This is a genomic window from Gemmatimonadetes bacterium SCN 70-22, assembly GCA_001724275.1.
Taxonomy (GTDB): domain Bacteria; phylum Gemmatimonadota; class Gemmatimonadetes; order Gemmatimonadales; family Gemmatimonadaceae; genus SCN-70-22.
In genome coordinates this window covers 319,789-339,821 of the sequence record MEDZ01000003.1, presented here as the reverse complement: position 1 = coordinate 339,821, position 20,033 = coordinate 319,789, and the positions used below count along the sequence as shown (strand labels likewise).

Here is a 20,033-nt window from a genome sequence, read left to right as displayed (position 1 = left end):
ATCCATGCTTCGATCCCCGCTTCGCCGCGCGACTCTCGGCAGGGCCATCGGCCTCGCGGCCGGATGGCTGGCCGTGGCCGGCCCCCCCGCCGTGCTCCCCGCGCAAGGCGCCCCCTTCGAGGTCGACTCGGCCACCCTCTCCGCCTTCCGCTGGCGGCTGATCGGCCCCGCCAACACGATGGGGCGCATCTCCGACGTCGCCGGCATCCCCTCCCCCTCCAAGACGCTCTTCGTCGCCGCGGCGGCGGGCGGGATCTGGAAGTCGACCAACAACGGGACCACCTGGCGCCCCGTCTTCGACCACGAGCGCGTCATCTCCATGGGGATGCTCGCCATTGCCCCCAGCGACACCATGCAGGTGTGGGCCGGGAGCGGCGAGCCCAACTCGCGCAACTCGATCTCCCCGGGGGGCGGCGTCTACAAGTCCACCGACGGCGGGATCACCTGGAAGCTCATGGGGCTGGAGAAGACCCAGGCCATCGGGCGCATCCAGGTGCACCCCACCAACCCCAACATCGTCTACGTCGCCGCGTTAGGTGCGCCGTGGAACGCCAACAAGGAGCGCGGGCTCTACAAGACCATCGACGGCGGCACCACCTGGGAGCTGGTCAAGTTCATCTCCGACAAGGCCGGCTTCGTCGACGTGCAGCTCGATCCGTCGAACCCCGACATCGTATGGGCGGCGAGCTACGAGCGCGTGCGCGGCCCGTACTTCCTCCAGTCCGGCGGCCCGGGCTCGGCGCTCTGGAAGTCGACCGACGCCGGGAAGAGCTGGACCGAGGTGAAGGGGGGCGGCTTCCCCGGGACGACGAAGGGCCGCATCTCGATCGCCATCGCGCCCTCGAACCCCAGGGTGATGTACACCATGGTCGAGGCGGACACGGCCCCCAACCCGAAGCCGGCCAAGGGGGCCAAGCCGCAGGAGAAGCCGAGCGGGCTCTATCGCTCCGACGACGGCGGCGTGACCTGGGTGCGCACCAGCAGCGAGAACGTGCGCCCCTTCTACTACTCGCAGGTGCGCGTCCACCCGAAGAACCCCGACCGCGTCTACTGGTCGTCCACCCCGGTCAAGGTCTCGGATGACGGCGGCAAGACCGCGAAGAACGCCACCGTCGGCATCCACGTGGATCACCACGCCATGTGGATCGACCCCAACGATCCAGAGCGCATGATCGTCGGCAACGACGGCGGGATCGCGATCTCGTACGACCAGGGCGGGAGCTACGACGTGCCGATGACGCTCCCGGTCTCGCAGGCGTACAACGTCTCCTTCGACATGTCGGTCCCCTACCGCGTCTGCACCGGCCTCCAGGACAACGGTTCGTGGTGCGGGCCGTCGCGCCGCCGCCAGGGGGCGATCACCAACGCGATGTGGGCCACGGTGGCCGGGGGCGACGGCTTCGTCACGCAGCAGGACCCCACCGACCCCAACACCGTCTACGCCGAGTCGCAGGGCGGGAACATCTCGCGCTTCGACTTCGCCACCAGCGAGCGCACCTCGCTGGTGAAGCCCAACTGGCGCCCCCGGTACCAGCAGTGGGAAGACTCCATCCTCACCGAGCGCCCCGACACCACGGCGCCGATCTCGAGGGACCAGAAGAAGCGCATCGACGCCTTCCGCGCGCAGCAGAAGACCGACTCGGTCGCCTTCGACCTGCGCTGGAACTGGAACACCCCGTACATCATCTCCGCCCACAACCCGCAGGTGCTGTACTTCGGCGCCAACCGCGTGCTCAAGAGCACCAGGCGCGGCGAGGAGATGTACCCCATCTCGGCCGACCTCACCTACGCCGACCCCGAGAAGATCCGGATCTCGACGCGCACCACCGGCGGCATCACGGTCGACGCCACCGGCGCCGAGACGTACGGGACCATCGTGTCGCTGGCCGAGTCGCCGATCCGCCCGGGAATCCTCTTTGCCGGAACCGACGACGGGCGCGTCTGGGTCACGAAGAACGACGGCGGGACGTGGGAAGAGCTGTCGAAGCACTTCCCCGGGCTCCCGCCTAACGCGTACGTGAGCGAGATCGAACCGTCGCCGCACGACTCGATGACGGTCTTCGTCACCTTCGACAACCATCGCGTCGGCGACTACGCGCCCTACGTCTACCAGTCGGCCGACTTCGGGAAGTCGTTCCGGTCCATTGCCGGCACCCTCCCCAGCGGCGGCCCCGACTTCGTCCACGTCATCAGGCAGGACCCGGTCAACCCGGACCTCCTCTTCGTGGGAACCGACGTCGGCGCGTACGTGTCGCTCAACCGCGGGCAGAGCTGGCAGCGCTTCATGTCGGGGCTCCCGACGGTCCCGGTCAACGACCTCAAGATCCACCCCCGCGACAAGGAGCTGATCGCCGCCACGCACGGGCGCGCGATCTGGGTGGTGGACATCGCCGCGCTCCAGCAGATGACGCCGCAGGTGGCGGCCGCCGAGTCGTACCTCTTCAAGCCGAAGACCGCCTTCCAGTTCGGCGACATGGCGTTCGAGGGACAATCGGTGGGACACCAGTGGTTCCAGACGCCGAGCCCTCAGTACGGCGCCGAGATCTCGTACCGCCTGACGACGCGCGGCAACGGCCCGGTGCGCGTCGTGATCCAGGACGTCAGCGGCGACACCATCCGCACGCTCAACGGCCCCTCGGGCGCGGGCGTCCACAAGGTGGTCTGGGACTTCCGCGGCAAGGCCGCGCCCCAGCCGCCGCTCTCCCCAGCGGGGAAGCGCGACTCGATCCTCGCCGTCCGGCGCGCCGACTTCGTCTTCGACTCGCTCGGGAAGGCCGGACTCGACACCGCCGCGCTCGGGCGCTTCCGCCGCATGCTGATGGGCGGCGACATGCAGCAGATGGCCCAGATGTTCATGGGGGGCGGGATGGGGCAGTCCACCGTCTGGAACCCGCGGCCGGGTGAACAGGCCGGCGGACAGCGCGGTGGTGGCGGCGGCGGGCGCGGTGCGGCCGGTGCCGCGGCGGCGGCCGGGATCACCGATCCCACCCTCGCCTTCCAGATCGTCCAGCTCATCATGCCGCGCGGCGGCGGCTTCGGTGGCGGCGGCTTCCAGCTCCCCGGCGCCGCTCGCGGTCAGGCCCCCATCGTCCAGCCGGGCGACTACCTGGTCTCCGTCACCCTGAACGGGAAGACGCTCAAGCAGACGCTCCGCGTCGAGCGCGCCAGCGGGAGCGGGGTCGTCTCCTCGTTCTTCGAGGAAGACGACCGGCACTAGCTTCGCATGGCCCTCATCCGACGCCCTCGCCCCGATCAGGGGGCGGGGGCGTCGACTTTTTCGTGGAACCCCGGGCGCTGGGGCGGTTAGGGAGAAGGTTGTCAGCCGCGTCCCCCGGGAATAGACATTACCTGTTGGCCCGCTTCACATCCCCACGCATCAGGACCGTGCTCTTCCACTTTCGCCATCTCGCCCCCCGTCTCGGGGTCGTCGCCGCGCTGGCGCTGGTCGGCACCGCGCTCCCGGCTCAGCAGCGCACGCCCCCCAAGCGCGTCCCGGCCAAGGCCCCCGCGCCGAAGAAGGCGGATAGCGCCAGCGTCGCCCCCGCTCCCAAGCCGGATACGGCACCACCCCTCCCCATCGCAACGCTCACCGGGACGGTGTACGACTCGCTGCACCGCGCCCCCCTGGGCGAAGCGCTCGTGAGCATCGAGGGGACGACGCGCATGACGTCCACCAACCGGCTCGGGCTCTTCCTGCTCGACAGCATCCCCCCCGGGACCCACCGGATGCGCGTCGACCACCCGGTCCTCGATTCACTGGGCATCGTCATGGTCACCGCGCCGTTCGACCTGAAGGACGGCGACGAGAGCACGATGCAGCTGGCGATCCCCTCGGCTGAGACGCTGGTGGAAGTGTCGTGTCCGGCCGCGCGGCGGAACCTCGGCCCGGGAGCGGTCATCGGTCGCCTCCTCGACGCCGACACCGACCAACCCGTGGCCGGGGCGCGAGTCTCGGTGGCGTGGCTCGAGATGTCGCTCAACGCGGGGCTCCGGAAGATCCCCCGCGTCCGTGAGGCGCTGAGCACCGCCGACGGGATGTTCCGCATCTGCGGCCTCCCGGCCAACTTCGAGGGAACGCTCCAGGCGCAACTCAAGGGGATCACGACGTCGGAGGTGCGCGTCAAGGCAGAAGGATTCCCCCTGGTGGTGCAGGGGCTCAAGATCGGGAACCCCAACACCGTCGTCGCTGCCGCCACCGATTCGGCCGCGCAGCGCCGCCAGAAGGAGGCGGCCACCGGCCCCACCTTCTCGGCAGCGCGCCTCCAGACCGGCAATGCCGTGCTCAATGGGCGCGTGGTCAACGCGGCGGGACAGCCCGTCGTCGGCGCCCGGGTGGACGTCATCGGCACCCCGGGAGCGACGCTCACCAGGGAGAACGGGGAGTTCTCGATCAGCGGCCTCCCTTCGGGGACGCAATCGGTGGTGGTGCGCCAGATCGGCTTCGCCCCCGAGGAGCGCCCCGTCGAGCTCTCGACGCGCGCCCCGGCACGCATCGAGATCGCCATGTCACGCCCGGCGACGGTCCTGAACACGGTCGTCGTGCGCGCCGATCGCGATGTCGGGCTCGAACGGGTCGGCTTCAGTCAGCGCAAGAAGTCGGGGGGCGGCTATTACCTGGACGGCGACGACATCGTGAAGCGCGCCCCCAACATGCTCACCGACCTCTTCCGCACCATCCCCGGGCTGCGCGTCGTCCCGTCGGGGAACGGGATCGACTACCAGGTCGAGAGCGCCCGCGCGGTGGTGGGGAGCTGCGTGCGCTACTTCGTGGACGGGGCACCGTTCGAGGCCGTCTTTCCGGGCGACGTCGATCGCCTCCTCCCGCCGGGAGAGATCGCCGCCATCGAGGTCTACAACGGGATCTCGGTCCCGGCGCAGTTCCAGCAGGCGGGGAACAGCTCGTGCGCGGCGATCGTGCTCTGGAGCAAGCAGCGCGTCGATCGCCCGGCGGGGCGTCAATAGGTCAGCGCAACGCCGAAGGCCACAGGGGGGCGGTTCCACGACGGGATCGCCCCCCTGTCGCCTTCCCCCCGCGCAGCGTCACACCCTGCGCGTCCGGGGGCGGCTCTTCCCCTCGAACGGCTCCATGTGGATGAGGACCCCGCTCACGCGGGGGACGGCGCCAAGGATGGCGCTCTTCACCTTCCCGCTCACGATATGGGCGTCGTGGAGCGAGAGCTCGGGGTCCGACTGGACGTGCAGGTCGACATAGAGCCCGGTACCCGCGCGACGGACCTTGAGCTTCTCGATCGCCAGGACGTCGGGGATGCCGAGTGCAGCCAGGCGGACGTGGTCGATGATGTCGGGAGCGGGGGCGCGATCCATGAGGTCGTAGACCACGGGACGGAGCAGGATGACGGCGTTGATGGCGATGACGAGCGCGGCGACGAGTGCGGCCCAATCGTCGGCCGACTCCCACCCCTCTCCCTTCCACAGCGCCACGCTGATGCCGATGAATGCCGCTACTGACGTGATGGCGTCGCTACGATGGTGCCATGCGTCGGCGCGTACCGCCGAACTTCCCACCTCGTCCGCCACACGAAAGACGCGCCGGAACAACGTCTCCTTCACCAGGACGACCACCACCAGCACCACCAGCGTGAACGGCGCTGGCGCGTGATGCGGGGTGCGGATCTCGCGGATCGCCTCCACGGAGATCCCGAACGAGGCGCCGAGGAGCATGAGCGCCACCACCGCCCCGGCCAGCGACTCCGCCTTCCCGTAACCGAAGGGGAACTCGCTGTCGGCCTCGCGCGCCGCGATCCGCAGCCCGCCCCACACGATCGCCGACGACAGGATGTCCGAGGTGGACTCCACCGCGTCGGCCACCAGGGCGTACGAATTCCCCAGGATCCCGGCAACGAATTTCACCCCGGCCAGGAGCGTATTGACCAGGAGGCCGAGTTGGGCGGACTGGATCCCCTTGTGCGGGTGCTCGGGCACGGAGGCTGGGCGATTCTGGGGGCGTGCGACGATGCTGACGCCAATCTAGCGCTGGCGCGTGGGAGTCCGGCTACGCCTCATGTGCTCAACGCGCCCTCGCGTACAGGATCGCCAGGGCGATGGCCACCAGCGTCGACACCCCGGCGAGCGCCCAGGGGAGCCAGGCCGGAAGGTTTGCCGCGAGGGCACCGACACCGCTCGCCTGGCGTCCCGCGGGAGAGGTCGTCGGCGACAGCGCCCGCACGATCTCGTCCCCCCCGTGCGGCCGTTGCGACGGGTCCTTGGCCAGGCACTTCATCACGAGGGCCGACAAACGGCGGGGGACGTCTGGGCGGCGCGCCTCGATCGGCCCGGGCGCGCGGTGGGCGTGCGCATCCAGCACCGCCACAGCGGACTTCCCGGTGAATGGGGGGTGCCCCGTGAGCATCTCGTACGCCACCACGCCTAACGCGTACAGGTCGGCGCGATGATCCAGCGCCGGATCGGCGCGCGCCTGCTCCGGGGCGACGTACATCGGCGTCCCGAGGCTCATCCCGGCCGCCGTGATGCGCAGCGCCTCGGTCTCGCCCGTTGCCGCGTCGATCAGCGCCTTGCCGATACCGAAGTCGAGCACCACCGCCCGCCCATGGAAGAACATGATGTTCTCGGGCTTGATGTCGCGGTGCACCACCCCCTCCTCGTGCGCGTAGGCCAGCGCGCTCGCCACGTCCTCGAGGATGCGGCAGGCGTCGACGATGGGCATGGGGCGCTCGCGGTTCATGCGCTCGCGGAGCGACTCGCCATCCACCATCGGCATGGTGTAGTACAAGTGCGTCCCGGCCACCCCCGCCGAGAGCAACGGCACGATGAGCGGGTGCTGCAGTCGCGCCGCCCACGCGATCTCGCGCTTGAACCGCTCGGCGGAGAGCGAGCGCGCCAGCTCGGGAGACAGCACCTTGATCACGACGTGGCGCTGGAGCGCGCGCTCCGTGGCCACGAAGACGCGTGACATCCCCCCGCGCGGCAACTCCCGCTCGATGGCGTAGTCCGCCCCCAGCGCCTCCTGGAGCTCTTCCCGCAACTCGCTATCGGCCATCTCCCCCCCAGTCGCCGGTTCCCACCGTCTCCTCCTACCCCCCGAACACGCGTGCAGCCAGGCGTTCGAACCGTTCATCCTTGCGAAGCCGCGACAGCTGCGGATCCACCCGCAGGAAGACGAGCGAGTGCGATCGCTGCGCGCGCGCACGCTCCAGCCAGGCGAACGCCTGTTCCGGCTGGCCGAGCGCCTCGTAGATCTTGGCAACCTCGTACGACGGGACGTAACCGCCTCCCGATCCACGCACGAGCAGGCGCTGGAGGAGTCGCTCCGCCTCGCCCCGCGATGCGGACAGGGCCAGGACGCGCGCCAGCTGCGCCACGTGGATCGCCCCGCTGTCCGACGTCGCGACCGCGCGCCGGCTCGCCTCCACCGCCGCACCCAGCGAGTCCATCGCCTCGAGCGTCATCGACTCCCACAGGTGCGTGAGCGGGTAGTTCGGGTCCTGCTCCATCGCCCTGCGAAGCTGGTCGAGCGCCGCCGTGTTGCTCCCCGCGTGGTACTGCACCCACCCCAGCGCGACGGTCGCGATCAGCGAGAGCGGGTCATCCTGCTGCGCTCGCCGCATCTCGCCCTCGGCCTCGGAAAAGCGCCCGGCCGCGGTGAGAAGGTTGGCGTACCATTGGTGCGCCGTCGAGTAGTTCGGGTCGAGGGCGATGGCACGCCGGAACGATTCCTCGCCACGCACGAAATCCCAGTGGTGATACAGCGCCACGTAGCCGAGCGTGGCGTGCGGCGCCGCGAGCGTCGGGTCGAGCGCCACCGCGCGATTCGCGGCCTCCTCGGCCTTCGGGAAGGCCTCGGCGGGAGGGAGGTAGTCGTAGAACCCGAGCACGGCGTACGCATCCGCGAGCCCCGTGTGCGCACGCGCGTACCCCGGCGCCCTGGCCACGGCCTGCTCGAAGTACTTCACCGCGTTCCGCAGCCCATCCTCGGTGCGGCGATACCACTCATGGCGCCCCTTGAGGTACAGGTCATACGCCTCGGCGTCGGGCGCACTTCCCTCGCCCCCTCGCGCGACCGCGCCAATGAGGCGCACCTGCAGCGTCTGCGCAATCGCGCGGGCGATCTCCTCCTGGATGGCGAACCCTTCTCCCGCTTCACGATCGTAGCTCTCGTTCCAGAGCTGGTAGCCGTCCGCCACGTTCACCAGTTGCGCCGTGATGCGAAGCCTGTTGCCCGCGCGGCGCACGCTCCCCTCCAGCACCTTGTCGACGCCGAGCTGTGCACCCACGGTCCGGATGTCGGCGTTGCGCCCCTTGTAGGCGAATGCCGACGTACGCGAGGCGACCCGCAATCCGTCCACCCGCGCGAGCGTCGCGATCAGCTCGTCGGTGATGCCGTCGCTGAAGTACTCCTGGTCGCCCGACGGGCTGCGATCCGCGAAGGGGAGGACGGCGATCGTCGTCGCCGCCGGGGCGACGCCAGCTGCGGCCCCTCGCCCCTCGTCGCGCAGGCGCGCGGTGCCGAACCATCCCGCCAGCGCGAGGACGCCCGTCGCCACGCCGGCAATCGCCGCGCGGCGACTCCTCCAGGCGGGGACCCGCCCCGCAGCAGGACGTGTGCTTCCCGACGCGACCGGCGCCCCCCCTCCAGGCACGTCGGTGGAGTAGCCCAGTGCCAACAGCTCCCGTTCGAGCTCCTGCGCCCCCTGATACCGCTCGTCGGCCGACCAGGCGAGCGAGCGCTGCACGATGCGGTCGAGGGCAGCGGAGACTTCGGGGCGCTGTGCCGAGGGGCGTGGTGTCGCCGTTCGCTGCCCCGGATCGCGCATCGCGATCGCCATCCCCGACGGCGGGCGCTCGCCGGTGAGCATCTCGTACAGCACCACGCCGAGCGCCCAGAGATCGGTCCGATGGTCTACTCCGACTCCCATCGCCTGCTCAGGACTCATGTAGGCCACCGTCCCCAGCGGACCGACCGCGGTTCCCGTGAGGGTCACGTCGACCAGCTTGGCGATCCCGAAGTCGAGGAGCTTGGCCACGCCGTCGCTCGTGATGAAGACGTTGGACGGCTTCACGTCGCGGTGCACGATGCCGCGGGCGTGCGCCTTGGCCAGCCCGCGCGCCACCTGCACCGCGATCGACACCGCCTCGCCGATGGGGAGTGGACCGCGCGCGATGCGCTGCTGCAGCGTCTCACCCTCGTACAACGGCATCGTGAGATAGAGCCGGCCGTCGTCCGTCTCGCCGATCTCGTGGACCGTGCAGATGTTGGGGTGCTCGAGCGCGGCGATGGCCCGTGCCTCCAGGCGGAAGCGCTCGGCCGCCTTGTCTTCGCTGGCGAAGTGCGCCTGGAGGAACTTGAGCGCGACGATGCGTCCAAGGCGCGTATCGTGGGCCTTGTACACGACGCCCATGCCGCCGCCGCCGACCCGCTCGCCGAGGACGTAGTGACCGATCGTGCGTCCCGACAACGTGTCGTCCGACGGGCGCAACTGTGCCGCCAGCGGCTCGATGTCGGCGGCGAGGCGATCGACCGCCCCCTGGCGTTCGTGCGCCGCCAGGAGCGAGTCGACTTCGCGCCGGAGCTCGGTGTCGGACGCGCACTCCGCATTCAGGAAGGCATCCCGCGTGTCGGGTGAGCGCTGCAGCGCTTGGGCGAGCACGTCCTCGATGCGACGCCACCGTTCCGGCGCTGGTGTCGGCGTCACGCGCCCAGCTCCCGGTTGAGCCACGCGCGGGCCACCGTCCAATCGCGCTTCACCGTGGCTGGCGAGGTTTCCAGCGCTTCCGCCGTCTCCTCCACGCTCATGCCGCCGAAGAAGCGGCACTCGACGACCCGCGCGCAGCGTTCGTTGACTGCCGCGAGGCGCTCGAGCGCCTCGTCCAGGGCGACGAGCTCGTCGCCGCGAGCGACCGCCATCGCCAGGGCATCGTCGAGCGACTCGACGACGACGCCGCCGCCGCGCTTCTGGGCACGCCGTGCCACGGCATAGTCGACGAGGATGCGGCGCATCGCCCGCGACGCCGCGGCGAGGACGTAGCCCCTTCCGTGCCAGCGCACGTGGTCGAGCTTGGCCAACTCCAGATACGCTTCATGCACCAGCCCGGTGGTGCCGAGGGTATGACCGGACTGTTCCCCCCGCAGGTGACGGTGTGCCACTCGCCGCAACTCCTGGTAGACCGACGGGAAGACATCGTGCAGTCCGTCGCGTCCCGACTGCTCGGATGTGATCGACAGCGGTGTCTCCTGGCTCGGCGAGATGACGCGGGGATCGGAGGGGGAAGGCATGCGATACTATCGCGTGCCTTCCGGGGATGGCAAGTCGGACGATGAGCCGGATTCGCGGCGAATTCGGCTTTTCAGGGTGAAGGGCGACCCGCCTCAGTGGTCCGCTCGGCACACCACCGTCTGGAGACTTCCATGCACATCAGCCAGTTGCAGCGCCGCGCAGTCCCCTCTGTCCCCTGTGTCCCCTCTGTTCGCCCTGCACCCGCCCCGGCGCCCACGCCCCACGCGCGCGCCGGCGCCGCCGCACTCCTCCGGCCGCTCGTCGTCCCCCTGCTGGCCGTGATGGCCGCCTGTTCCGGCGGCGCCAAGGCGCCGAATGCCGTCGCGAAGTCGGTCACCGAGCCCGATTCGCACACCATGCACGCGCGCATGGACAACGGCGAGCTGACCCCCCAGCAGCTGCAAGCCGTGGCCCAGGTCCGGAATGCCACGGCGCGATTCCACGACATCGCCGTCGCCAAGGCCGCGGGTTACACGACGCAGTACCCGGCCGGCTGCTCCCAGTCCGCCGCCGGGGCGCAAGCGTACCACTACCTCAACGACAGCCTGGTCAACGACAAGGTCGAGCTGTTGCACCCGGAGCTCCTGATGTACGAGCCGCAGCCCAACGGCTCCTTGCAGCTGGTCGGCGTGGACTACGTGGTCCCGCTGGCCGCCTCCGCGGAGCCGCCGACGCTCCTTGGCGTCCCGTTCATGCGCAACGAACCGCTGGGGGTCTGGGCGCTGCACATCTGGGCGTGGCGGCCGAATCCCAGCGGGATGTTCGCCGCGTGGAACCCCAAGGTGAGCTGCGCGTACGCGAAGTAGCGACACGCCCCCGCCCTGCCTGACGCATCGGGCGCTCGGCGTCCACGCGACGCCGAGCGGTGGACGACCGGGCGCGGCGCCAACGGCGTCGCGCCACGTCGCGTGCCTGTTACCTTGGGTGGCATGGTGACCAGGCCGCTCGAACGACGCGTCGCACTGCTGCGCGGCATCAATGTCGGCACCGCCAAGCGGATCGCGATGGCCGACCTGCGCCGGCTCTTCGGCGAGCTGGGCTACCACGACGTGCGCACGCTCCTGAACAGCGGAAACGTGGTGTACTCCGGAAGGCCGACAGCCGCCGCCGCCGAGGCGCGACGCCTCGAGCGCGCCATCGAGGAAGAGCTGCGCGTCTCGACGCAGGTCACGATCCTCGCGGGCACGGAGGTCGCGGCCGTGCTCGACGCCAATCCGCTCCAGGAGTTCGCCGCCGATCCCGCCCGGCTCCTGCTCTGGGTCCTGGGAGACGCCGTGGCCACCGCTCCGCTGAAACCGTTGCTGGCACAGCGTTGGGAGCCGGAGCGCATCGCGCTCGCCGGCCGCGTCGCCTACTTCTGGTGCGTCAACGGCATCTCGAAGAGCGAGGTGCTGTCGGCCGCGGGGCGCATCCTTGGCGCGACGGGGACGGCGCGCAACCTCGCCACGATGGAGAAGCTCAGGGCGCTGGTCGCCGATCCCGGCTAACGGCCGGGACGCGGGTCACTCGACCACGACCCGCTTGACCAGCGTCCCGGCCGGGATCGTTGCCGCGCTCTCCATGCCGTTGATGACCGCGATGGTCGCCAGCGGGACGGCCGAGGGATAATGCGAGTTGAACTCGGCCAGCGTCATGGCGCGCGGCGTCGTCACCAGGCGCACGCGCATCGGCTTCACGGCGAGCGCCTTGGGGTCGGTGAGCCGCGCGAAGGAGTTGATCGTCGTGCGGAAGGACGCGTCGTACGACGTGACCAGCTGCTGCGGGGTGATGGCCAGCAGGCGATAGGTCGTTCCATCCAGCTGGATGAAGGCCACGTAGCCCGCGAGCCGCGTCCCGTCCGACAGGGTGGCCGCGAACTGGCCGACGGCGGCGGGGAGTCCGTTGACGGGCGCCGTGCTCGTTCCGCCAGCCGCAACTCCCTGCTGCCCCAGGAACTGCGACAGCGCCGCGGACGGCGCCGCGTTCCCGGCATGCTCCAGGGTGATCTGGGCATCGCCCTGGGCGCTGGCGCCGATCACCGCCGACGCCGTGTTCTGCATCTTCCATCCCGACGGGAAGGAGAAGCGGAACTTGAGCGTGGGGTGCAGGAACTGCTGCTGCTCGAAGTACCCCTGCCGCGGGTCGTCACCGAAGACCATGCCGTCGATGTGGCGCAGGAAGGCCGCGCGCTCGACCTTGGTCGCACTCGCGATCGACGCCCCGGCGGCGGCGATCCGCTCGTTGGTCCGCTCGACCCGATTCCCCGGGTCGGGGTGCGTCGAGAGCCACTCCGGCGTGGAGCGCGAGCTCCCCCCGCTCGCGCGCTCGAGCGTCCGGAACATCGCCGCCATCTCGGCGGGGTTGTAGCCGACGCGCGTCATGTAGCGGAAGCCCAGCTCGTCGGCCTGGGTCTCGTCGTCGCGACCGTACTTCAGGAACAGGAGGCCGAGCCCCTGCGACGCCACGCCGCTGTACTGCTGGAGCGCCGGGTGCACGATCATCCCGACGGTGAACAGCCCGCCGAGGAGCTGCTGCTTCGAGATCTGGCTCACCGAATGCCTGGCGGTGACGTGCCCCACCTCGTGCCCGAGCACCGAGACCAGCTCGGCCTCGGAGGTCATGTACGTCAGGATCCCGCGCGAGACGAAGATGGGGCCGCCGGGGAGTGCGAACGCGTTGACGATGGGATCGTCGACCACGGTGAACGACCAGGGGAGCCCCGGGCGCTCGCCGACCGCAGCCACCTGCTTTCCTAACGAGGAGACGTAGCGCTGCACGGCGCTGTCGGGGTACACCCCCATCTGCGCCGCCGCTGCCTTCGCGCCGTCGAGTCCCATCTGGATCTCCTGCGACTCGCTCACGAGCGAAAGCTCGCGCTTGCCCGTGGCCGGGTTGGTGGCGCAGGTGGCCGCCACTGCGGCCAGGGCGGCGACGGCGGTGGAACGCGCGACGGCGCGGAGTTGGACGGTCATCGTCAGCCTCGGGAATCTGGCGCGGAGACAAGGATGCCATGAAAGCAAACCGATTCACCCTCCCGCGTCGAGCCGTTTGGCCCCATGCTTTGGCCCCATGCTCCTGCCGGACACGACCCTTCCGCTTCTGTCCGGGCCGTCCTACGTTGGCTCGCCGTACATCACTTCCTCTCGCGCACCGTACCCCGCATGCACCTCACTTCCATTGCGGCTGTGGCCGGCAGCGTGCTGCTTGGCGCCGCCACCGTGACCCTTGCCACACGCGCCGACGCCCAGGGCGCACAACCGGACGGATGGAAGTCGCTCTTCGACGGCAAGTCGATGGATGCGTGGCGCGGTTACAAGGGAGCCGCGCTCCCGGCCGGGTGGCACGTGATGGACGGCACGATGGCCAAGATGGGGGCCACGGGCGACATCGTCACCAAGGAGCAGTTTGCCAACTTCGAGCTCGAGCTCGAATGGAAGATCGCCGAGGGGGGAAACTCGGGGATCCTGTATCGCGGGGCCGAAACGGAGAAGTACATCTGGCTCACCGCCCCGGAGTACCAGCTCCTGGACGACGCCAAGGCCCCAGACTCCAGGAACCGCCTGACGTCGGCGGGGGCCGCCTACGCGATCTACCCCTCGCCCGCGGGGGTCGTGAAGCCGGCCGGCGAGTGGAACCGCACGCGCATCGTCGTCAATGGCGCGCACGTGGAGCACTGGCTCAACGGGACGAAGCTCCTGGAGTACGAGCTCTGGTCGCCCGACTGGGAAGCGCGCGTCAAGGCCAGCAAGTTCGCCACGGCCGGGGGATACGGACGGCAAAAGACGGGGCACATCGCCATCCAGGGCGACCATGACGGCGCACTCGCCCTCCGCAACGTCCGCATCCGGGTGCTCCCGTGAACGCGCGCGCGTCGCTCTCGGTCATGATGTTCCTCCAGTACTTCATCTGGGGGAGCTGGTTCGTCACGATGGGGACGTACCTGGGACAGACGCTCGGCTTCACCGGTGGCCAGGTCGGGCTGGCGTACGGCGCCACCGCGATCGCCGCCCTCGTCTCCCCGTTCTTCGTGGGAATGGTGGCCGACCGCTTCTTCGCCAGCGAGCGGATCCTCGGCGTGTTGCACCTGGTGGGCGGGGCGCTCATGTGGGTCGTCTCGACGCAGACCACGTTCGGCACGTTCTACCCGCTCCTGATCGTGTACGCGCTGTGCTACATGCCCACCCTGAGCCTGACCAACTCCATCTCCTTCCACCACGTGAAGGACCCCGCGCGGGAGTTTCCCCTGATCCGGGTCCTCGGGACCATCGGGTGGATCGTGGCCGGGACATTGATCGGGAAGGTCCTCCAGGCCGACGCCCTCGCCCTCCCGATGCGGGTGGCGGCGCTGGGGTCGGTGGTGATGGGGCTCTACGCGTTCTTCCTCCCGCACACCCCGCCCAGGGCCGCGGGCGCCCCCTTCTCGGTGCGCGACGCCCTGGGCCTCGACGCCTTGCAGCTGCTGAAGGGACGCGACTTCCTCGTCTTCACGCTCGGCTCGTTCCTCCTCTGCATCCCCCTCCAGTTCTACTACGCCTTCGCCAACCCCTTCCTCAACGAGATCAAGGCGCCGGAGCCGGCCTTCATCATGACGTTCGGCCAGGTGTCGGAGATCGGCTTCATGCTCCTCCTCCCGCTCGTCCTCAGGCGGTTCGGGATCAAGTTCATCATGGTGCTGGGGATGGCCGCCTGGTCGCTGCGCTACCTCGCCTTCGGCGCGGGGAACGCCGGGAGCGGGATGTGGCTCCTCTACGCCGGCATCCTCCTCCACGGCATCTGCTACGACTTCTTCTTCGTGGCCGGGCAGATCTACACCGACGAGAAGGCCGGCGCGAAGATCCGCGCCGCCGCCCAGGGGTTCATCAACTTCGTCACCAACGGCGTGGGCTACTTCATCGGCGCCTTCGTCTCGGGCCGCGTCGTGGACCGCTACACCACGCCTAACGCCGACTGCACCGACGCCCAGGCCGCCGCCGGCGAGTGCCTCAAGCAGCTCCACGACTGGCCCGGCATCTGGACCGTCCCCGCGATCATGGCCGCCGTGGTGCTGGTGCTGTTCCTGGTGAGCTTCCGCCCGGACACGAAGGCCACCGCCACGAACGCCACCGCCGCGACCTGACACCGCGAGCGCATCACGACGCACCCGCCCCCCCCGTCTCCCACCTCCCGTCTCCCGTCTCCCGTCTCGCCGCCCCCCATGTCCACCCCCATCGACCGCCGCGAATCGGTCCGCCAGCTCGCCACCGGCCTCGCCGCCTTCACCATCGTTCCGCGCCACGTCCTCGGGCGCGGCCACCGCCCGCCGTCGGACACGCTCAACGTCGCGTGCATCGGCGTGGGCGGGATGGGGTTCAACGACGTGAAGGGGATGGCCCACGAGAACATCTACGCCCTCTGCGACGTCGACAGCCGCAACCTGGAAAAGGCCGCGCTGGCCTTCCCGCAAGCCCGGCGCTACAGCGACTACCGCGAGCTGCTCGCCAGGGAGGGAGCCAACGTCGACGCCGTCACGATCTCCACCCCCGACCACTCGCACGCCCCCGCGGCGATGCTGGCGCTCAAGGCGGGCAAGCACGTCTACTGCCAGAAGCCGCTGGCCCGCACGGTGGGCGAGGTGCGCGCCCTCAAGGACGAGGCGGCCCGGCGACCACGGCAGGTCACGCAGATGGGGAACCAGGGGCACGCCGGCGAGGGGACGCGCCAGCTGCGCGAGATCGTCGAGGCCGGGCACATCGGGACGGTCCAGCGCGTCGAGTTCTGGACCAACCGCCCCATCTGGCCCCAGGCCATCAATCGCCCCACCGACATGCACTACGTCCCCCCCAACCTGGACTGGAACCTCTGGCTCGGCCCCGCCGCAGAGCGCCCCTTCCACCCGGGCTATGCGCACTTCAACTGGCGCGGATGGTGGGACTTCGGGACGGGGGCGATGGGCGACATGGCGTGTCACATCATGGATGCCGCCTTCTGGGTGTTGGGACTCCAGTATCCCGCTCGCGTCATCCCCGAGTCGACGCAGCTCTTCGCCGAGACGGCGCCGAAGATGTCGCGCATCACCTACGAGTTCCCGGCCGCCAATGGCCGCCCCGCGGTCACCCTCACCTGGCGCGACGGCAGCTTGTACCCGCCCCGCCCCGCGGAATACGGCATGGACCGCCCCTGGGTCCCCGATGCCGATGGCGGGCAGCTGTGGATCGGCGACCGCGGGACCCTCATCGCCGGCACCTACGGGCAGGAGCCGCAACTGTGCGATCCGGTGAAGCAGGCGGCCCTCGCCAAGGCGATGCCGCCGGTCAAGTACCCGCGCACCGAGGGCGTCTACAAGGAGTGGACGTCGGCCATCCGCGCCGGGACGCAGCCGGGGTCGAACTTCGCAGGGTACGCCGGCCCGCTCACCGAGATGATCGTGCTCGGAAACCTCGCGGTCCGCTCGGGGCGGGTGATCGAGCTCGACCCCGCCACCGGCAGGCTCACGACGACGGGGATCCCGCAGGAGTGGATCCTCCCGGCATACCGCAGCGGGTGGGCGCTATAGCCTGACGGAACCCCCTCGGGCGCGCGCGTCGCCAGCGTGCAGCCGGCGAAGGCGCGAAAGGGGTGGTCGTGCGCGTGGTGCACGGCCACCCCTTCGTCGCGTGTCGCCCGGTGCTGCGCCGCCCTACACCCCGAACTGCCGCAGGTGATGGTCGGTGTGCTTGTAGATCAGCGTCCCCCAGTCCCTGGTGGAGAGGGGGCCAAAGAGCGGATGCAGGTCCCAGCGCGGCGAGGGATCCTTGCCCATCGCCACGATGCGCGTGAGGAGCTCGTTCCAGCGTGCCACGTCGGCCGCCCAGTCGGCGGGCTGCGTCGCGAGGAAGCTTCGCGCCGTCTGCGCCTTCCCCTTGGGAAACGGGATGACGTAGAGAATGAGCCACCGCATGACCGGAGTGCTCAGCACCCCCTTCTTCCACCGGGTCGGATTCTCACCGAGCGCGTTTCGATAGGCGTCGATGAGGTGACAGATCATCCGCGGGGCGTTCAGCGTCCCGAACTGCGCGGGCGCATCGGGCGACAGGCGCGCGACGCGCGTGCGCAACTCGGCTTCGCGATCGGGAGTGAAGACGGAGGGCATGGCCGGGGCGGGAAGGGGTGAATGGCGCAGCGAGCCGTCGGCGACGCAGCGCCGGAGCGGCTACTGTCGGCCGGAATTGGCGAACGAGGCCAGCCACACCCGCCATTGCCGGTCGATGTCGCCCGGGTCGGCGGTGAAGGAACGCGCCGTGCCTAACGCGGCACTCACGTCGCCCCCGGCGACTGCGGCGGCGACCAGGGCCCGCATGAACTCCGGCCCCTCGCGGCGAGACATGAAGAGCACGAGCGAGTAGGTCGAGGCCAGGAGGCGCTCGCGCGCGTCCATCGCCTCCGCGCGCCCGCGCCGCGCCGCCGGAAACACGTCCTCGGTGAGGGGATCGGCCGCATTATCCACTGCGCCACCTTGCCTCGCGAGTCGCGCGAAGGACGCCAGGCAAGCATCGCACCCCTCGGAGCGCAGCATCTCGGCGACCGACGGGAGCGAATCGCGCTGTCGCGCCAGCTGTACCAGCCAGCGTTCGCGCGTCGCGTTCTCGGCGACGCCGAGCAGCAGGCCGGCACGCAGCCACGCCGGGACGCTCGCGCGCGCCATCCATCCCGCACTCGACGTGTCGCCCGGGACGAGGTCGTGCACCGCGCTCGACAGCCACTCGTGCGACATGGCCAGCACCACATCGTTGGCGATCCGCATCGCCTCCGGCAGGAGAGGGCGCCCGCGCGCCTCGCGGCCGAGCGACGCGACGAAGGCGGTGGGCTGCGGACGAGCACCGCGGATGACGACATGTACCTGACGGTCATCGCTCGTCAGCCGGATGGCCCCGTCCGCCGGGCGAGCGCCCAAGAGGCGTTCATACGCGCGCGCGGCGGCGTTGAGCTCGACCCGAGACTCCTCGAGGATGTCGCGCCGGTTGGCGATGATGGTGAAGCCGGTGCCGCGCGTCGAATCGGGCTCCGGGAGGAGCGCCGCCTCGCGCAAGTCGGGGGCGCGCCCGATCGGCCCGCCGCTCAGCGCGCTGGAGGGGCCCATGAGGCAACCGGTGAGGAGCGCGACCGGAAGCGTGACCGGGAGCGCGGTCGAGAGCGACCCGGCCACGAACTGGCGAATGCGTCGAAGGCTTGGCACGTGGAAGGCTGAGAGACGATCGGGATGGCGCGCGGCGCGCCTACCGTGAACGATAGCGAGGGGGAGCGTCGTCGTGTCGCCGATGCCGCCGAGGTTCCGGCTCACCAGCGCGCTCGGCGTCAGTACAATCCGACCTTCCCCTTCACCGAGTCGATCAGCTTGTGCGGGTCGTAGCCGACCCCCTGCTTGAACACCAGCTCCACGTTCCGCACGTCGGCGATGCGTGCCGACGGGTCGCCGTTCACGATCACGAGATCGGCCTGCTTCCCAGGGGCGATCGACCCGACCAGCGCGTCGCGCCCCAGGTAGGTGGCGCCGTTCAGCGTCCCGACCTTGATCGCTTCCACGGGCGACAGCCCCGCCTCGACCAGGAGCTCGAGCGCGCGCTGGTTGGAGTAGCCCGCGATGACGCCGCCGCCGCCCGTGGGATCGGTGCCCGCCACCAGCAGCCCGCCGGCGCGCACGAAGGCGAGCTCCATTGCCATCGCCTTGGGGAAGAGCGTGGCGTAGATCGACTGCGGCAGGCGCGCGACGCGGGCGTGCTGCTGGAGGTACGCCTCGCGCAACTCGGGGAGGAGGACGTCCACCCCCGGAGGGAGGGGACGCCCGGGGGTGAACGTCTCGAAGACAGTGAGGGTCGAGGTGATGGCAACCTTGCGCCGGACCAGCTCCGCGACGAGGGACGTGAACTCGGCGGACGACGTATCGGTCGCGTTCACCGACTGCTGTCCCCGTCCCTGTCCGGGACAGCGATCCGGCTCCTTGTCGGCCACGAAGTCGGAGGCGGCCAGGAAGCCGTGCTCGAGGTCGTCGATGCCTAACGCAGCCGCCTCGCGATAGGTCACCGAGCAGAGGTGTCCGGTCACCTTGAGGCCGCGGTCGTGCGCCCGCGCGATGGCCGCCCCCAGGACCTCCCGCGACACCTGCATGTACGCCTTGAACGACGTCGCCCCCTGGTCGGCCCAGAAGTCCACGAAGCGCCGCGCCTCGGCCGCGGTGGTGAGCGCCTGCATCTGCCCGAACGGGTTGGGACCGTTCACGTATGGCGCCGTGGCGTCGATCCACGGTCCCGCCTTGTCGCCGCGGGCGATCGCCTTGGCGATGTTGAGCTCGCCGTATCCGTTCATGTTGCCGCCCGTGCGCATGGAGGTGACCCCTCCCGCCAGGTACAATCGCACGAACGACTCCGAAAGGTTGCCGTACACGCCGGGGCCCACCGGATAGAACAGGTGCTCGTGGACCATCACCAGGCCGGGGATCACGCTCTTGCCGGCGAGGTCCATGACCTGTGCCCCTGCCGGGATGGCGACCGCCCGCGCCGGCCCCACCGCCTCGATGCGGCCGTTGCGCACCAGGAGGGTCTGTCCCTCGCGCGCCGGCGCCCCCGTTCCGTCGATCACCCGCGCGTTGGTGAGGGCGAGGATCGCCGTGTCGACGCTGACGTACTGGCGCGCCGGCGGGGAGAGCGTGGGGCGCTGGGCCCCCATGCTCGAGGGGAGGGCGAGCGCGGCGACGACGGCCAGGTGAAGGGCGGCGTGCCGGCGCGCGATGGAGCGCCGGATGGGCGGAATCGTGGGGCAGTCCACGGTGAGTCGCGTGATGGGCAACGG

Annotated in this window: 15 protein-coding genes; 7 read left to right on the top strand and 8 right to left on the bottom strand. The window is 70.1% G+C overall.

Features of this window, described 5'->3' with window-relative positions:
- Window positions 1-4 precede the first annotated feature (4 nt).
- Together ABS52_02855 and ABS52_02850 are read left to right on the top strand one after the other, a co-directional pair.
- Complete coding sequence (locus ABS52_02855; GenBank protein ODT05098.1) at window positions 5-3,217, top strand: hypothetical protein; 3,213 nt, start codon at window positions 5-7, stop codon at window positions 3,215-3,217.
- Window positions 3,218-3,384: 167 nt separating this feature from the next.
- Window positions 3,385-4,962: a hypothetical protein gene (locus ABS52_02850; protein ID ODT05097.1), complete on the top strand. Its 1,578-nt coding sequence runs from the start codon at window positions 3,385-3,387 to the stop codon at window positions 4,960-4,962.
- A gap of 78 nt (window positions 4,963-5,040) precedes the next feature.
- On the opposite strand, the gene ABS52_02845 is transcribed toward ABS52_02850, so the two are convergent.
- The 4 genes from ABS52_02845 to ABS52_02830 form a co-directional block, all read right to left on the bottom strand.
- Window positions 5,041-5,943: a cobalt-zinc-cadmium resistance protein gene (locus ABS52_02845; GenBank protein ID ODT05096.1), complete on the bottom strand. Its 903-nt coding sequence runs from the start codon at window positions 5,941-5,943 to the stop codon at window positions 5,041-5,043.
- A gap of 85 nt (window positions 5,944-6,028) precedes the next feature.
- Window positions 6,029-7,018, bottom strand: coding sequence for a hypothetical protein (locus ABS52_02840; protein ODT05095.1), 990 nt, complete (start codon window positions 7,016-7,018; stop codon window positions 6,029-6,031).
- Between the two features lie 34 nt (window positions 7,019-7,052).
- The gene (locus ABS52_02835) at window positions 7,053-9,626 is read right to left on the bottom strand and encodes a hypothetical protein (GenBank protein ODT05094.1); all 2,574 of its coding nucleotides are present in this window, start codon (window positions 9,624-9,626) and stop codon (window positions 7,053-7,055) included.
- A gap of 41 nt (window positions 9,627-9,667) precedes the next feature.
- The gene (locus tag ABS52_02830) at window positions 9,668-10,201 is read right to left on the bottom strand and encodes a hypothetical protein (GenBank protein ID ODT05132.1); all 534 of its coding nucleotides are present in this window, start codon (window positions 10,199-10,201) and stop codon (window positions 9,668-9,670) included.
- Window positions 10,202-10,609: 408 nt separating this feature from the next.
- Between ABS52_02830 and ABS52_02825 the strand changes: the two genes are divergently transcribed.
- Complete coding sequence (locus ABS52_02825) at window positions 10,610-11,059, top strand: hypothetical protein (protein ID ODT05131.1); 450 nt, start codon at window positions 10,610-10,612, stop codon at window positions 11,057-11,059.
- A 123-nt stretch (window positions 11,060-11,182) separates the two neighbouring features.
- The gene (locus tag ABS52_02820) at window positions 11,183-11,740 is read left to right on the top strand and encodes a hypothetical protein (protein ID ODT05093.1); all 558 of its coding nucleotides are present in this window, start codon (window positions 11,183-11,185) and stop codon (window positions 11,738-11,740) included.
- A gap of 15 nt (window positions 11,741-11,755) precedes the next feature.
- Here ABS52_02820 and ABS52_02815 read toward each other — a convergent pair whose 3' ends face one another.
- Window positions 11,756-13,204 (bottom strand): hypothetical protein, encoded by a 1,449-nt coding sequence (locus tag ABS52_02815; GenBank protein ODT05092.1) that lies wholly within the window; start codon window positions 13,202-13,204, stop codon window positions 11,756-11,758.
- Window positions 13,205-13,417: 213 nt separating this feature from the next.
- Between ABS52_02815 and ABS52_02810 the strand changes: the two genes are divergently transcribed.
- The 3 genes from ABS52_02810 (at window position 13,418) to ABS52_02800 (ending at window position 16,764) form a co-directional block, all read left to right on the top strand.
- Window positions 13,418-14,092, top strand: coding sequence for a hypothetical protein (locus tag ABS52_02810; protein ID ODT05091.1), 675 nt, complete (start codon window positions 13,418-13,420; stop codon window positions 14,090-14,092).
- Window positions 14,093-14,118: 26 nt separating this feature from the next.
- Window positions 14,119-15,348: an MFS transporter gene (locus ABS52_02805; GenBank protein ID ODT05130.1), complete on the top strand. Its 1,230-nt coding sequence runs from the start codon at window positions 14,119-14,121 to the stop codon at window positions 15,346-15,348.
- Between the two features lie 78 nt (window positions 15,349-15,426).
- Entirely contained in the window at window positions 15,427-16,764 is a 1,338-nt protein-coding gene (locus ABS52_02800) for an oxidoreductase (GenBank protein ODT05090.1), read from the top strand.
- A 123-nt stretch (window positions 16,765-16,887) separates the two neighbouring features.
- Here ABS52_02800 and ABS52_02795 read toward each other — a convergent pair whose 3' ends face one another.
- From ABS52_02795 to ABS52_02785, 3 genes are all read right to left on the bottom strand, one after another.
- Entirely contained in the window at window positions 16,888-17,340 is a 453-nt protein-coding gene (locus tag ABS52_02795) for a hypothetical protein (protein ID ODT05089.1), read from the bottom strand.
- A 60-nt stretch (window positions 17,341-17,400) separates the two neighbouring features.
- Entirely contained in the window at window positions 17,401-18,393 is a 993-nt protein-coding gene (locus ABS52_02790; GenBank protein ID ODT05088.1) for a hypothetical protein, read from the bottom strand.
- A 149-nt stretch (window positions 18,394-18,542) separates the two neighbouring features.
- Window positions 18,543-19,985 (bottom strand): hypothetical protein, encoded by a 1,443-nt coding sequence (locus tag ABS52_02785; GenBank protein ID ODT05129.1) that lies wholly within the window; start codon window positions 19,983-19,985, stop codon window positions 18,543-18,545.
- Window positions 19,986-20,033 lie beyond the last annotated feature (48 nt).

Excerpts from the sequence above, each read along its gene's own strand:
- ABS52_02855 (ODT05098.1), top strand. The coding sequence starts at position 5 with ATGCTTCGATCCCCGCTTCGCCGCGCGACTCTCGGCAGGGCCATCGGC.
- ABS52_02840 (ODT05095.1), bottom strand. The coding sequence starts at position 7,018 with ATGGCCGATAGCGAGTTGCGGGAAGAGCTCCAGGAGGCGCTGGGGGCG.
- ABS52_02825 (ODT05131.1), top strand. The coding sequence starts at position 10,610 with ATGCACGCGCGCATGGACAACGGCGAGCTGACCCCCCAGCAGCTGCAA.
- ABS52_02820 (ODT05093.1), top strand. The coding sequence starts at position 11,183 with ATGGTGACCAGGCCGCTCGAACGACGCGTCGCACTGCTGCGCGGCATC.
- ABS52_02815 (ODT05092.1), bottom strand. The coding sequence starts at position 13,204 with ATGACCGTCCAACTCCGCGCCGTCGCGCGTTCCACCGCCGTCGCCGCC.
- ABS52_02805 (ODT05130.1), top strand. The coding sequence starts at position 14,119 with ATGTTCCTCCAGTACTTCATCTGGGGGAGCTGGTTCGTCACGATGGGG.
- ABS52_02800 (ODT05090.1), top strand. The coding sequence starts at position 15,427 with ATGTCCACCCCCATCGACCGCCGCGAATCGGTCCGCCAGCTCGCCACC.
- ABS52_02795 (ODT05089.1), bottom strand. The coding sequence starts at position 17,340 with ATGCCCTCCGTCTTCACTCCCGATCGCGAAGCCGAGTTGCGCACGCGC.